Below are 12,395 nucleotides of genomic sequence, written 5' to 3'. Positions count from 1 at the left end.
AGAGCCCAATGTCCAATCCGCTTTACGACACGCTCCTTGGTCATCAGACCGCGAACAGCTCTGTCTTTCTGCACCTCCCGGACGGTGGGCAGATCAGCTATGCCGGGTTCACCGCGCGCGTGGCCCAGTTCTCCGGGGCGCTGCGCGAACTGGGGCTGGAACCCGGCGACCGGCTGGCCTTGCAGGTCGAAAAATGCGCCGACGCGCTGGCCCTGGTCTTTGGCTGCATCCAGGCCGGGATTGTCTTTCTGCCGCTGAACACCGGCTACACCGGGGACGAGATCGCCTATTTCGTCGAGAACTCGGGCGCGCGAGTGCTGGTCTGCGACCCGGCCGACGCCCGCCTGCTGGGCGAGGTTGCCGCGCGCTGCGGCGCCCATTGCGAAACATTGGGTCCGGATGGGGCCGGCACCTTGGCCGAACGGGCAGACGCAGCCCCCGAAGAGGCCCCCGTCGAACCGCGCGCAAGCGATGACATTGCCGCCTTTCTCTACACCTCGGGTACCACGGGCCGCTCCAAGGGTGCGATGCTGAGCCAGGACAACCTCTTGTCCAACGCTCTGACCCTGGTCGACCTCTGGCGGTTCACCAGGGACGACGTGCTGCTGCACGCGTTGCCGATCTTTCACACCCACGGGTTGTTCGTGGCGACCAACGTGATGCTGGCGGCGGGCGGCACGATGGTGTTTTTCCCGAAACTGGACACCGACGCGCTGATCGACTGGATGCCCAGGGCGACCAGCCTGATGGGGGTGCCGACCTTCTACACCCGCCTGTTGGACAACCCGCGCTTTGGCGTCGAGGTTGCGGGCGACATGCGTCTGTTCATCTCCGGCTCGGCGCCCCTGCTTGCCGAAACGCATCGCCAGTTCGAAGCCCGCACCGGCCACCGCATCCTGGAACGCTACGGCATGACCGAAACCAACATGAGCACCTCGAACCCCTATGACGGTGACAGGCGCGCCGGCACCGTGGGCCTGCCCCTGCCGGGGGTCGAGGCCAAGGTCTGCGACGAGGCCGGCACCGAACTGCCGCGCGGCGAGATCGGCATGCTCGAGGTACGCGGCCCGAACGTGTTTCAGGGCTACTGGCAGATGCCGGAAAAGACCGCCGCCGAGCTGCGCGAGAACGGCTTTTTCATCACCGGCGATCTCGCCCAGATGAGCGAGGATGGCTATGTCACCATCGTCGGACGCGGCAAGGACCTGATCATCTCGGGCGGGTTCAACATCTACCCCAAGGAGATCGAGGAACTGCTGGACGACCAACCGGGCGTGCTGGAAAGCGCCGTGGTCGGCGTGCCTCATCCGGATTTCGGAGAGACCCCGGTGGCAGTCATCGTTCCTGAACCCGGCCAGACGCCCGACCTTGACGCCATCGACGCCGAGGTCTCGGCGAAACTGGCCCGGTTCAAGCATCCCCGCCACATGGAGGTCATCGACGCCCTGCCGCGCAACACGATGGGCAAGGTTCAGAAAGCCGCCCTGCGCGAGCGTTTCGCGGGGCTATTCTCAAGTTGAGACGCCCGGCTTGGCGCGGGCCTGCACGGCAAAATCGCAGCGATAGGGTTTCACGTCGAGCAGCGGCGTTCCGGACAGGCAATCCAGCCCGCGCACGATCAGCCGGGGACCGTCGCGTTCGATCAGCCGGACGATACTTGTTCCGATGGGGTTGGGACGCAGCGGGCTGCGCAGCGAAAAGGTGCCGCGTGTCCGGCCATCGGCCTTGGGGCTTTGGGTGAGCAGGTCGCGCCGGGCCTCATGCAGCCAGTAGAGCAGTTCGATGAACTCGAATTGTTCGATCCCGTCCAGCGCGGGCGCATAGACCGGATCGAGGGTCACGGTGCAGTCCGGGCCAGTCTCGGGGTCGCCCTGCCGGGGGCAATCGGCGCGCACCCTGAAAGGCGTCTCGATCCGGCCGATGAAACGCAAGCCCGCGTCGGTGGCGGGCGGAAACTCGGCAAGGGTTTCTCCGGGGCGCAGCTGGTCGCGATGGATGGATGTGGACATTGTCAAATCCCTGTAGGTCATCGGGGACGGGGTCAGACAAGAACGCGCGGTTCTGCCCTGCCCTGCGCGTCCGTTTCAAAAACAAAGGTGTTCCCTGCCACCCTGTCCTCATCCGGGCGGCCTTCGGCGGCAGAGGTGACCATCAGCCGGGTGAACTCCGGTCCGCCGAAGGCCGGGCAGGTCGTCTGCGGCGTCGGCAGGTCCAGTGCGCGCAGGAAACGCCCGTCCGGCGCATAACAGGCGACGCGGCTTGCCTCCCATTGCGCATTCCAGAAGTTGCCCTCGGCATCCGTCACGGCACCGTCGGGGTTCAGCCCCTCGGGCCGCAGGTCCAGCCAGTCCTCAGGATCGCCCGTGGGCCAGCCCTCGGCATCCAGCGCGACGCGGCGGATCACCCCGGTCGGCGTGTCCGTGAAATAGGCCTGCCCACCATCAGGGGCGAAACAGATCGCGTTGGGAATGCTGATCGGGGCAAAGAGCCTGCGCAGCTCTCCCTTGTACCAGCGATAGATCGCCCCGGCGCCGGTTTCCCCCGCGTAGCCCATCGTCCCGATCCAGAACCCACCCAGCGGATCAGCACGGCCATCGTTGGACCGCGTGACGGGATTGTCGGCTTCGAGATCGCAAAGACGGGATTCGGTGGCGACGTCGAGATCGAACAGGAACAGGTCCCGCTCGGAGGCGATCAGCAGGCGCTTGGCGTCCACAATACCCGCCGCCGACACCGCCCGGTCGAACTGCCAGTGACGTTCCTGTTGCCCGTCGTGCTCGTACAGCCGGTGACCCAGGATGTCGAACCACAGAAAGCTGTTCCGGTCCGGGTGCCACAACGCCCCTTCGCCAAGGGTGCAGCGGGTGGCGGAAAGCGTGGCGGGTTGGGTCATCTTCGATCCTTCAGGCGGCGGTGGTGACAACCCCGCCATCGACGGCAAGGCATTGTCCGGTGATCATGGCGCTGGCCTGCGAGGCCAGGAACAGCACGGGTCCGGCAAGATCCGCCGGTTCCAGGTGACGGCCAAGACACTGCTTGGTCAGGAAGTCGTCCAGCGCCTCGGGCGAAGCCCAGAGCCGCAACTGGCGTTCCGTCAGCACCCATCCGGGCGCAACCGCATTGACGCGGATGCCATCGCGGCCGAATTCGCGCGCGTGGCCCCGCGTCATGGCGGTGATCCCGCCGTTGGCGGTGGTATAGGCCGTCATCTCTGCCATGCCCAGCATGTAGCTGATCGAACTGAAATTGACGATGGCGCCGCCGCCCGCCTCCATCATACCGGGCACGGCGATCTGCGTGGTCAGGAAATAGCTTTTCAGGTTGACCGCGATCAGATCGTCCCATTCGTCGGAACTGATATCCAGCGTGTCATGGCGGGTGTCGTTGGCGGCGTTGTTGACCAGCACGGTAATCGGGCCGTGTTCGCTGGCGGCCTCGGCCATCGCGGCGCGCAGAGCGGGTTCATCCGTGACGTCGCATTGCAGGAACAGCGGTCGGTTGCCGTGCCGTGTTTCCATCCGGTCGCAGAACACCGTCACGTCCGACCGCTGGCAAAAGGCAACCCGGGCCCCCTGTTCAAGAAAAGCCTCGGTCAGCGCGGCCCCGATCCCCGCGCCGCCGCCGGTGATGAAGACCGACGTGCCGCGCAGGTCCGGGAACGCCGCACCCCCTGCAAGTTGTTCGGTCACTGGCTTTCTCCCCTGCAGACATCCCTGTCACTCTCGCCGCGCAGACCGTTCCGCGCAAGAGCCTGTCAAAGGGCTGGAATCATGGCGCGATATCGGGTCTAGTCGGCGCACGACCGGAAAGGAGGGTTCCATGAACTGCGTATTCGTCCAGATCCGATGCCGCCCCGGCACCGCCTATCGCGTGGCCGGCGACATCGCCCTGCGCGAAATCCATTCCGAGCTCTACTCGACCAGCGGCGAGTATGACCTGCTCCTCAAGATCTACATCCCAAAGGAAGAGGACACGGGCAAATTCATCAACGACAACCTGCTGGACATCGACGGGATCGAACGCACGCTGACGACGCTGACGTTCCGCGCGTTCTGACATCTGACAACCGGGAGAATTCCATGAGTCTCAAGACATTGACGATGGGCGGGCTGCTCTGCGCCGCCCTGGCCCTGCCGGCCGCGGCCGAGGTCAAGGTGGGCATGATCACCACGCTGTCCGGCGGTGGCGCAAGCCTGGGCATCGACACGCGCGACGGCTTCATGCTGGCCATCGAACAATCGGGGCGGACCGACATCGAGGTGGTCATCGAGGACGACCAGCGCAAACCCGACGTGGCGGTGCAGCTGGCCGACAAGATGATCCAGTCGGAAAAGGTCGACCTGCTGACCGGCATCGTCTGGTCCAACCTCGCGATGGCGGTGGTGCCCTCGGCCACGGCTCAGGGCAAGTTCTATCTCTCGACCAACGCCGCGCCGGCGCAACTGGCTGGGCGGGGCTGCAATGCCAGGTATTTCTCGGTCTCCTACCAGAACGACAACCTGCACGAGGGCGCGGGCGCCTATGCGACGCAGGCCGGGTTCAAGAACACCTTCATCCTTGCGCCCAACTATCCGGCGGGCCAGGACAGCCTGACCGGCTTCAAGCGCTTCTACGAGGGTGACCTGGCGGGCGAGGTCTATACCAAGCTGGGCCAGACCGACTATGCCGCAGAAATCGCCCAGATCCGGGCCAGCGGCGCGGATTCCGTCTTCTTCTTCCTGCCCGGCGGCATGGGCATCTCCTTCCTCAAGCAATACGCGGACTCGGGCGTGGACCTGCCGCTGGTCGGTCCGGCGTTCAGTTTTGACCAGGGCATCCTGCAGGCGGTGGGCGACGCGGCACTGGGGGTCAAGAACTCCTCGACCTGGTCCAAGGATCTGGACAACGCCGCCAATGCCGCCTTCGTCGAGGCATTCCAGGCGAAATACGACCGCCTTCCGTCGATCTACGCGGCGCAGGGCTATGACACAGCCAACCTGATGCTCTCGGCGCTGGACAAGGCCGATATCTCGGACGAGGCCGGTTTCGGTGCAGCTCTCAAGGCGGCAGAGTTCGACAGCGTGCGGGGTGAATTCTCCTTCGCGGCCAACAACCACCCGATCCAGAACGTCTACGTTCGCGAGGTCATCAAGGAAGGCGACATCTATACCAACAAGATCGTCGCCACCGCGATGGAAGACCGCGCAAACGCCTACGTCGACGACTGCAAGATGTAACACACCTGTACGCCCCGGGGCCGTCCCGGGGCGTCCGACCCAACGACATTCCCCATGACAACCACCCTGATCCTCGAGCAGATCCTGAACGGTCTGCAATCCGGCATCATGCTTTTCCTCATGGCGGCCGGGCTGACGCTGATCTTCGGCGTCATGGGGTTGATCAACCTGGCGCATGGCTCGCTCTACATGGTGGGCGCCTTTTGTGCGGCGGCGGCGGCGGCGGCAACCGGGTCCTTCGCGCTGGGACTGGTGGCCGCGCTGGCGGGCGCCTCGGCGGCCGGCGCATTGATCGAATTGGTGGTGATCCGGCGGCTCTACGATCGCGACCACCTTGACCAGGTGCTGGCCACCTTTGCGCTGATCCTCGTCTTTTCGGAAGGCACCCGCTGGGTCTTTGGCTCATTTCCGCTCTACCTCGACGTGCCGGATGCGCTGTCCGGCCCCGTGACCCTGCCCGGCGGCATCGAGTATCCGCTGTACCGGCTGACGCTGATCCTCGCCGGTCTTGCCGTGGCGGCGGGTCTCTTCTGGCTGATCGCCCGGACCCGGATCGGCGTGCAGATCCGCGCCGGCGAAAACGACCGCGAGATGATCGCCGCGCTGGGTGTCGATATCGACCGGCTCTATACCTTCATCTTTGCGCTCGGCGCGGCGCTGGCGGGACTGGCCGGTGCGCTGGTGGGCGCGATCCAGTCGGTGCAGGTGGGCATGGGCGAACCCGTTCTGATCCTGGCCTTTGTCACCATCGTGATCGGCGGTATCGGCTCGATCAAGGGCGCGCTTGTAGGCGCCCTGCTGGTGGGACTGACGGACACGCTGGGCTCGGTTTTCCTGCCCGAACTCTTCAAGCTCTTCATGGCCCCCGCCGCCGCCACCCAGACCGGCGCCTCGCTCTCCTCGATGGCGATCTACATCCTGATGGCCGTGGTCCTGGTCTGGCGCCCGACGGGCCTGTTCGGAGCACGCGCATGACCCGCGAGACCCTGTTCAATCTCGCCGTTCTGGCAGGCCTCGTCGCGCTGCCAATCTACGCACATCTGGCGGATGAGCCCTTTACCATCACGCTGGCCACCCGCGCCGTGATCCTGTCGCTGGCGGCGGTGGGGCTGAACATCGCCCTGGGGATCGGCGGGCTCGTCAGCCTTGGCCACGCGGTGTTTTTCGGCATCGGGGGCTATGCGATGGGCATTCTCGCCTTTCACGCGCAGAATTACATGCCGCTGATGGAGGCGCCCTTCCTGATCGAGGGCACCAAATCCATGCCGGTGATCTGGCTGGTGGCAGTGATCGCCTCAGCGCTGGCGGCACTGGTCATCGGCCTGCTGTCGCTGCGCACCAGCGGCGTCTATTTCATCATGATCACGCTCGCCTTCGGGCAGATGTTCTACTATTTCGCGATTTCCTGGTCCGCCTACGGCGGCGAGGACGGCATGTCGATCTATGTCCGCAACGGGTTTCCCGGCCTCAACACCTTGATCCCGATCCAGTTTTACGGCCTTTGCCTTGCGGCACTTGTGCTGGCGCTGGGGTTCAACGGTGCGCTGGCGCGCTCGCGCTTCGGCCTTGCGCTGAACGCGGCGCGTCAGGTGCCCGACCGGGTGCGCGCCGTGGGGCTGGACCCGTTCCGCCTGCGCCTTGTGGCCTTCACGATCTCGGGGGCGATCACCGGGCTGGCAGGAGCGCTGTTCGCAGACCTCAACCGCTTTGTCTCGCCCACCATGTTCAGCTGGCAACTGTCCGGAGAGTTCATCGTCTTCATCATCATCGGCGGCACAGCGCGCCTGTTCGGCCCAGTCGTCGGCGCCTGCCTCTTCGTGGTTCTGGAACATTACATCGGCGGCTGGTCCGACTATTGGCACATCTGGTTCGGCCTGCTGTTGCTGGTCATCGTTCTGTTCGGACGCGGCGGCGTCATCGGGTTGATCGCCGGAAAGGCGCGGGCGCATGGCTGAGGCGGTTCTGGAAACCAGGGACCTGCGCAAGGCGTTCGGCGCCCTGCAGGCGACGGATGACGTCTCGATCTCGCTGCGCGCCGGAGAGATCCATGCCATCATCGGTCCGAACGGCGCCGGAAAGTCGACGCTGATCGCGCAGATCAGCGGTGCGCTGGCCCCGGATGCCGGGCAGGTGGTGCTGGATGGCCGGGATGTCACCGGCCTGCCGGTGCAGGCCCGCGCCCGCGCCGGGTTGGCAAGAACCTTTCAGATCAGTCAGTTGGCAATGGAGGACACGGTTCTTCAGAACGTCGCGCTGGGGGCGCTTGGCGCGCAGGGCCGCCCCTTTGGCATGTTCCGCCCGGTGCTGCGCGACCGGGCGATCCGGGACCGGGCCGAGGCGGCGCTGGAGCGGGTCGGACTGGCCGGGCAACGGGCGATGCGGGCGGCAGAGCTGTCGCATGGCGAGCGGCGCAAGCTGGAGGTGGCGGTGGCGCTGACGCTGGAACCGCGCGCCTTTGTCATGGACGAGCCGATGGCGGGCCTGGGCACCGAGGGCTCGGCGCAACTGACCGGCTTTCTGGACGGGCTGCGGGCGCAGGCGCCGATCCTGCTGGTGGAGCATGACATGGACGCGGTCTTTGCGCTGGCCGACCGGGTCAGCGTGCTGGTCTATGGCCGCGTGATCGCCAGTGGAACGGTCGGGGAAATCCGCCGCGACAAGGCCGTGCGCGAAGCCTACCTGGGGGACGAAGCATGAGCGCGCTCTTGCAGGTCGAAGGGCTGAAAGCCACCTACGGCGCCAGCCAGGCGCTGTTCGGGGTCGACCTTCAGGTCGCCTCGGGCGAGGTCGTGGCGCTGATGGGGCGCAACGGCATGGGCAAGACGACCACGGTGAAATGCATCTGCCGCCTGCTGCGCGCCGAGGGGGATATTTCTTTTGACGGCAAGGACTTGCGCCGTCTTCCCGCGCACCGCGCCGCGCGGCTGGGGATTGGTCTGGTGCCCGAGGGGCGGCGCTGTTTCGCGGACCTGACGGTGCAGGAGAACCTGACCGCCGCCGCCCGTCCCGGCCCCTGGGACATGGGCAAGGTGGGCATGTTGTTTCCGCGCCTGGGCGAACGCCGGACACAGGTGGCGCGGTCGCTGTCGGGAGGGGAACAGCAGATGCTGGCGATCGGCCGGGCGCTGATGACGAACCCGCGCCTGCTGATCCTGGACGAGGCGACAGAGGGGCTGGCACCGCTGATCCGGCAGGAAATCTGGGAGGCCATCAGCCAGCTTAAGCGAGAGACGGGCATGGCCATTCTGATCATCGACAAGAGCCTGAAGGAACTGACGCAGGTCTCTGACCGGGCGGTGATCCTGAACCGGGGGCGCACGGCCTGGACCGGGGCGCTGGATGGCTTGGACCCGGAACTGGCGCACCGCTACCTGGGCGTCTGACCCCCGTCGCGGTTTGTACGTTTTGTACAAAACGTACGGCGATTCCAGCATTTCGTACAAAGCGGTCAGGTTTCGTTAACCCGCCTCCTGCCCGCCTATTCGAAACCGCCCGGCCGGATCATCAGATCCCATCCCGCAAACGCCGGCACCTCGAGGTAGCGGGCGCTGGCCCAGCCGGTCTGCCCCTCGCCGCGGACCTGGTACCAGACCCCCTGCCCGTCCGCAGAAAGGGTGCAGTCCAGCACCTCGACCGGGGTGCCCTCGGACCAGCGGGCGAGACGGTCGCCGCCGGGCGCGCTGCGAATGTTGAGATTGGTTTCGAGCCGCGCGCCGGACCAGTCCATCGACAGGATCGGCGCTTCGGGCGCGTCATGGCGTTCTCCGACCCAGCTGTAGGCCTCGGGGTCTTCCTCTTCGAAGAACCGGTTGCCCGCGTCCCAGCGGTAATAGCGGGTGGTCAGGTTTCCGCCGTGACAGCCGAGGCTGTCCCCAAGCAGGGCGCCAGTGGCGCGCGGAAGGTCGCCCCGGTGCTGGGTGTAACCGTTGTTGTTTCGCGGCGCCGCACACCATCCGCTGCCGGTGGACCGGCGGCCACAGTCACCGAAGGCGGCAATGCCCAGTATATCGCCCTGCTGCCACTCGATACTGCACCCGTCATTGGCCAGCCGGCGATCGCCGTATCTTTCGAAAAGGGTCTTGAGCGGGGTGTCATCGGGAAATTCGCTGCCTATGTCGACCGGCCAGAACTCGTATTCGGCGGCGATCATGTCGCGCCCCTGCGAATAGGTCAGATACTGGCACATGTTGAGCGCGTCGCGCTGGGTTAGGCCAGAGAGAGCCAATGGCGTACTGCCCTTCGGCCCCGCGACCGGGACAAAGTCCATGAACCGCGTCACCAGCCCCCCACGCAACAGAAAGAACGCGTCGGGGCGGCGGTAGTGAAGCGCATTTTGCACCAACGCCGAGGGCGCGATGCCGTTGCCGATCAAACGAATGTATTCCGACATGATCTGATAGGTGAGGTCCATCGCGGCAACGATTTCAGTCTGGCGATCTTGCTGGTCCACCGGGACGTACGGCATGTGAAAGCCCAGCTGCGCCCCCTGTTCGACATAGCGCACCGACCGACCGGAATCGCGTAGCTTGGCCGCCAAGGTGAATGCCACGGCGCAGGCGGACATGCACTCCGCGTCGTCAAGGACGATCACGCCATGCAGCTTCGGAGCAGCATTTCCCTCACGATAGTGGCTCAGCAGGCGACCGATCTTGACCCCTTCCGCGAAATTGCCGCCTGGGCTGTCGAAGACGATGACAAATGCTGGAACAGGGACCGCTACCCGGATCATCGCGGCAAGCCGCTCGGCATCGCCGGGTTCAATCACACCCGAGACCGAGATGATCCGCAGGCCGTTGGGATAGTATCCATCTTCTTCACCCGCCGGAAGGACCACGGGACGGTTGCGGCCAGTGTTCGTTTCCTCGCCGTAGATCGGCCAGAGCTGTGACAGCCGCGGGCGCAGGTCGTCGCGCAGGGAGATCTCGGCTGAAAGGGCGGCGCTGCCAATCAGGGTCAGGGTCGCGGCGAGGACCGCGCGGATCAGGCACATTACTCGATCACGTAGCTCTTGAAGGCGTAGTCGACGGTACCGCCATCGAGTGTGACCTTGCCCGAAAGCTGCCCCTTGTTCAGGTCGGCCACCACCAGCCGCAGGGCCGATTTCAACTGTTCGGCATCGCTGACGCCGCTACTGCTGCAGAGATAGCCGATGCGATGTTCGCCCTTTTCGTCCTGTTCCTGCACCACGACGGCATAGCGGCTGGTCGGGGTGACCTGGTAGCGGGTCTGGCCGGGACCAAGATCGACCTTCTCGAAGACTTCCAGCGGGATCGGCGTCAGTTGCAGGCTGGGCGAGATGTCGACAAAAGCCGGTGTGCAGTCGGCAGGCATGTCGGCCACCAGCGACAGTTCCCCACCTACGCCAAGACTGGCGGGAAAGGCCGACATGAGCATCGGCAGCGCCTTGGGTTTTGCCACGGGGCCCGGTTTAAGCAGCACCTTTGACTGCGCCAGGATCTCGGCCATCGGGATGCCGTAGTTGATGCCCACATTGCGGTTGCCGGAGTTGTGCAGGGCAATCACCCGGCGGGCGGAACTGTCGATGATCGGAGAGCCGGAATTGCCGCCCAGCGTATCGCAGGTATGGCGCACCCGCTGCCCCGACTGGGCCTCGGGCGCCTTTTCCAGCGGTGGACGCGCGGCGCGGCAGCCCTCGCGGCTGATGTGCTGCGACTTGCCCATCGGGTGGCCGATGATCCAGAAGGGCATCCCCTCGACCGGCGGGGCATCGGACAGCGGCAAGGGCGGAAAGCGGTCGGTCGGCACGCCCGTCACCTCGAGCACGGAATAGTCCAGCTCTGCCGAGCTTTCGACCGGGACCGGGTTGACGGTGAAACGCGCGGTTTCCTCGTCCCGGCCCGGCTCGACGAACCCGGCGATCCAGGTGACCGAGGTGATTTCCGTGGCGCCGATGCGCGGGTCTTCCAGCACGCCGGGAATGCAATGGTAGTTGGTCAGGATATGGGTGGCATCAACCAGGAAGGCAGTGCAGGGGTTTTCGCCCGCGTCGGTCCGGATCTGCAGCTTGCCGACGCCCCGGCCCAGCCTTCGGAAGTCCGAGCTTTCGGCGTAGGTATAGATCGCCTCGTTGTTGTAGCCCTCGATGGCCAGTTCCTTCTGGATCCCGTCCTGGGCCGGGGCCTGTGCGGGCAGGAGGCAGAGCGCCACGGCAGAGGCAGCGGCAAACGGGCGGACAACGCGGGGCATGGCAATCCTCTGGTCAGACAAATCCGGGGGAAGCATAGCAAATCCCTACCTGCGCGCTTGGAAAAAATGCGGTAAGTGGAAAAAGCAGGGGATTTCGGGTATCTTGTCCCCATATTTTCCGGGGGCCGCGATGCACCGTTCATTTCCCATTCTGATCCTTGCCGCCCTGGCCCAGGCACGACACTCAGCCGGGTGCAGCTGGCAATCGTGCCGAAATACCTGCTTTCCTTCTGACCAACGCTGGATATTGCCATGACCAAGACGATCCTTCCCCTTTTCGCCGCCGCGCTGGTCCTGCCCGGCGTGGCCTTCGCCCAGTCGACCGTGACGCTGGACAGTTTCTCTCTCGGGGATCCGCCCAAGCCGGATGCCGCCGCCGCGGAGATGCGCGATTGCCTTGTCGATCCGACGGCCTGCGACAACGCCGAATTCGGCGGCGGGGCCAAGTTCACGCTGGACGACGTGGTCAACCTGGGCGTGGTCGAGCGCAAGCCCAAGCCGCCGGCCTCGGCCACGCCGGCCCGGGCCGGCGTGGCCATCGCCATCGAGGACCGCACGAAAAAGCCCGAACCGCTGCCGACCATCGACCTCGAGGTGCTCTTTGCCTACGATTCGGACGCGCTGACGCCGCAGGCGATGGCGAAACTGTCGACCCTGGCCAATGCGCTCAGCGATCCGCGGCTGAAGGACAGCAAGCTGATCTTCATCGGCCACACCGACGCGGTGGGGGGCGCGGCCTACAACAAGGCGCTGTCGCAGCGCCGGGCCAATGCCGTCGCGCGTTATGTCCAGGGCACCATGCGCCTGGGCACCGGCCAGATCGAGGCGGTGGGCGTGGGCTTTGACTATCTCAAGAACACGCGCGCGCCGGATGCCGCCGAGAACCGCCGTGTTCAGCTGGTGCTGGTGCCCGGCGCCTGACCAGCCGGGCGACCTGCCGAAGACAAGGGGGCCGGCGGCCCCCTTTTTGCT

At 65.5% G+C, this 12,395-nt stretch carries 13 protein-coding genes; 8 read left to right on the top strand and 5 right to left on the bottom strand.

Annotated features, from left to right (window positions below; all coding sequences use genetic code 11):
- Nucleotides 1-8 precede the first annotated feature (8 nt).
- Nucleotides 9-1,520, top strand: a complete 1,512-nt coding sequence (locus BLQ71_RS07370; RefSeq protein WP_074621227.1) for a malonate--CoA ligase — start codon at nt 9-11, stop codon at nt 1,518-1,520.
- Here BLQ71_RS07370 and tsaA read toward each other — a convergent pair.
- Genes tsaA through BLQ71_RS07355 form a run of 3 tightly spaced genes read right to left on the bottom strand, consistent with a single transcriptional unit; the run spans nt 1,512 to nt 3,689 of the window.
- On the bottom strand, nt 1,512-2,009 hold the full coding sequence (tsaA, locus tag BLQ71_RS07365; protein WP_074621226.1) for a tRNA (N6-threonylcarbamoyladenosine(37)-N6)-methyltransferase TrmO: 498 nt from the start codon (nt 2,007-2,009) through the stop codon (nt 1,512-1,514). The two genes, BLQ71_RS07370 and tsaA, sit on opposite strands and share 9 nt — an antisense overlap.
- A 32-nt stretch (nt 2,010-2,041) precedes the next feature.
- Nucleotides 2,042-2,893: an SMP-30/gluconolactonase/LRE family protein gene (locus BLQ71_RS07360; protein ID WP_074621225.1), complete on the bottom strand. Its 852-nt coding sequence runs from the start codon at nt 2,891-2,893 to the stop codon at nt 2,042-2,044.
- A 10-nt stretch (nt 2,894-2,903) separates the two neighbouring features.
- Entirely contained in the window at nt 2,904-3,689 is a 786-nt protein-coding gene (locus BLQ71_RS07355; protein ID WP_043136552.1) for an SDR family NAD(P)-dependent oxidoreductase, read from the bottom strand.
- Between the two features lie 130 nt (nt 3,690-3,819).
- Here BLQ71_RS07355 and BLQ71_RS07350 point away from each other — a divergent pair, with 130 nt between their 5' ends.
- From BLQ71_RS07350 to BLQ71_RS07325, 6 genes are read left to right on the top strand one after another with little or no spacing between them, the layout of a single operon-like run.
- On the top strand, nt 3,820-4,056 hold the full coding sequence (locus BLQ71_RS07350) for an Lrp/AsnC ligand binding domain-containing protein (protein ID WP_043136551.1): 237 nt from the start codon (nt 3,820-3,822) through the stop codon (nt 4,054-4,056).
- A 23-nt stretch (nt 4,057-4,079) separates the two neighbouring features.
- Nucleotides 4,080-5,216: an ABC transporter substrate-binding protein gene (locus BLQ71_RS07345; RefSeq protein ID WP_074621224.1), complete on the top strand. Its 1,137-nt coding sequence runs from the start codon at nt 4,080-4,082 to the stop codon at nt 5,214-5,216.
- A 54-nt stretch (nt 5,217-5,270) separates the two neighbouring features.
- Nucleotides 5,271-6,191, top strand: a complete 921-nt coding sequence (locus BLQ71_RS07340) for a branched-chain amino acid ABC transporter permease (RefSeq protein ID WP_074621223.1) — start codon at nt 5,271-5,273, stop codon at nt 6,189-6,191.
- On the top strand, nt 6,188-7,171 hold the full coding sequence (locus BLQ71_RS07335; RefSeq protein WP_074621222.1) for a branched-chain amino acid ABC transporter permease: 984 nt from the start codon (nt 6,188-6,190) through the stop codon (nt 7,169-7,171). Before BLQ71_RS07340 ends, BLQ71_RS07335 begins: the two co-directional genes overlap by 4 nt.
- Nucleotides 7,164-7,913 carry an ABC transporter ATP-binding protein gene (locus tag BLQ71_RS07330; protein WP_069209134.1) on the top strand — a complete coding sequence of 250 codons (750 nt, stop codon included), beginning with the start codon at nt 7,164-7,166 and terminating at the stop codon, nt 7,911-7,913. The genes BLQ71_RS07335 and BLQ71_RS07330 overlap by 8 nt, the downstream gene beginning before the upstream one ends.
- A complete protein-coding gene (locus BLQ71_RS07325; protein ID WP_074621221.1) occupies nt 7,910-8,599 on the top strand; it encodes an ABC transporter ATP-binding protein in 690 nt (229 codons plus the stop codon). The genes BLQ71_RS07330 and BLQ71_RS07325 overlap by 4 nt, the downstream gene beginning before the upstream one ends.
- A 95-nt stretch (nt 8,600-8,694) precedes the next feature.
- On the opposite strand, the gene BLQ71_RS07320 is transcribed toward BLQ71_RS07325, so the two are convergent.
- Together BLQ71_RS07320 and BLQ71_RS07315 are read right to left on the bottom strand one after the other, a co-directional pair.
- Nucleotides 8,695-10,206 carry an SH3 domain-containing protein gene (locus BLQ71_RS07320; protein ID WP_074621220.1) on the bottom strand — a complete coding sequence of 504 codons (1,512 nt, stop codon included), beginning with the start codon at nt 10,204-10,206 and terminating at the stop codon, nt 8,695-8,697.
- A complete protein-coding gene (locus BLQ71_RS07315) occupies nt 10,206-11,423 on the bottom strand; it encodes a trypsin-like serine peptidase (RefSeq protein ID WP_074621219.1) in 1,218 nt (405 codons plus the stop codon). The genes BLQ71_RS07320 and BLQ71_RS07315 overlap by 1 nt, the downstream gene beginning before the upstream one ends.
- Nucleotides 11,424-11,675: 252 nt before the next feature.
- On the opposite strand from BLQ71_RS07315, the gene BLQ71_RS07310 reads away from it, so the two are divergent.
- The gene (locus BLQ71_RS07310) at nt 11,676-12,344 is read left to right on the top strand and encodes an OmpA family protein (protein WP_074621218.1); all 669 of its coding nucleotides are present in this window, start codon (nt 11,676-11,678) and stop codon (nt 12,342-12,344) included.
- The last annotated feature ends 51 nt before the right edge of the window (nt 12,345-12,395 follow it).

This window comes from Antarctobacter albus (genome assembly GCF_900101505.1).
In the GTDB taxonomy this organism is placed as follows: domain Bacteria; phylum Pseudomonadota; class Alphaproteobacteria; order Rhodobacterales; family Rhodobacteraceae; genus Antarctobacter; species Antarctobacter albus.
The sequence above is the reverse complement of the archived record's forward strand: the minus strand, read 5'-3'. Positions and strand labels throughout refer to the sequence as shown.

What these genes read in the sequence shown, in the direction of transcription:
- BLQ71_RS07370 (WP_074621227.1), top strand. Translation starts at nt 9, where the DNA reads ATGTCCAATCCGCTTTACGACACGCTCCTTGGTCATCAGACCGCGAAC.
- tsaA (WP_074621226.1), bottom strand. Translation starts at nt 2,009, where the DNA reads ATGTCCACATCCATCCATCGCGACCAGCTGCGCCCCGGAGAAACCCTT.
- BLQ71_RS07360 (WP_074621225.1), bottom strand. Translation starts at nt 2,893, where the DNA reads ATGACCCAACCCGCCACGCTTTCCGCCACCCGCTGCACCCTTGGCGAA.
- BLQ71_RS07350 (WP_043136551.1), top strand. Translation starts at nt 3,820, where the DNA reads ATGAACTGCGTATTCGTCCAGATCCGATGCCGCCCCGGCACCGCCTAT.
- BLQ71_RS07345 (WP_074621224.1), top strand. Translation starts at nt 4,080, where the DNA reads ATGAGTCTCAAGACATTGACGATGGGCGGGCTGCTCTGCGCCGCCCTG.
- BLQ71_RS07340 (WP_074621223.1), top strand. Translation starts at nt 5,271, where the DNA reads ATGACAACCACCCTGATCCTCGAGCAGATCCTGAACGGTCTGCAATCC.
- BLQ71_RS07335 (WP_074621222.1), top strand. Translation starts at nt 6,188, where the DNA reads ATGACCCGCGAGACCCTGTTCAATCTCGCCGTTCTGGCAGGCCTCGTC.
- BLQ71_RS07330 (WP_069209134.1), top strand. Translation starts at nt 7,164, where the DNA reads ATGGCTGAGGCGGTTCTGGAAACCAGGGACCTGCGCAAGGCGTTCGGC.
- BLQ71_RS07325 (WP_074621221.1), top strand. Translation starts at nt 7,910, where the DNA reads ATGAGCGCGCTCTTGCAGGTCGAAGGGCTGAAAGCCACCTACGGCGCC.
- BLQ71_RS07320 (WP_074621220.1), bottom strand. Translation starts at nt 10,206, where the DNA reads ATGTGCCTGATCCGCGCGGTCCTCGCCGCGACCCTGACCCTGATTGGC.
- BLQ71_RS07315 (WP_074621219.1), bottom strand. Translation starts at nt 11,423, where the DNA reads ATGCCCCGCGTTGTCCGCCCGTTTGCCGCTGCCTCTGCCGTGGCGCTC.
- BLQ71_RS07310 (WP_074621218.1), top strand. Translation starts at nt 11,676, where the DNA reads ATGACCAAGACGATCCTTCCCCTTTTCGCCGCCGCGCTGGTCCTGCCC.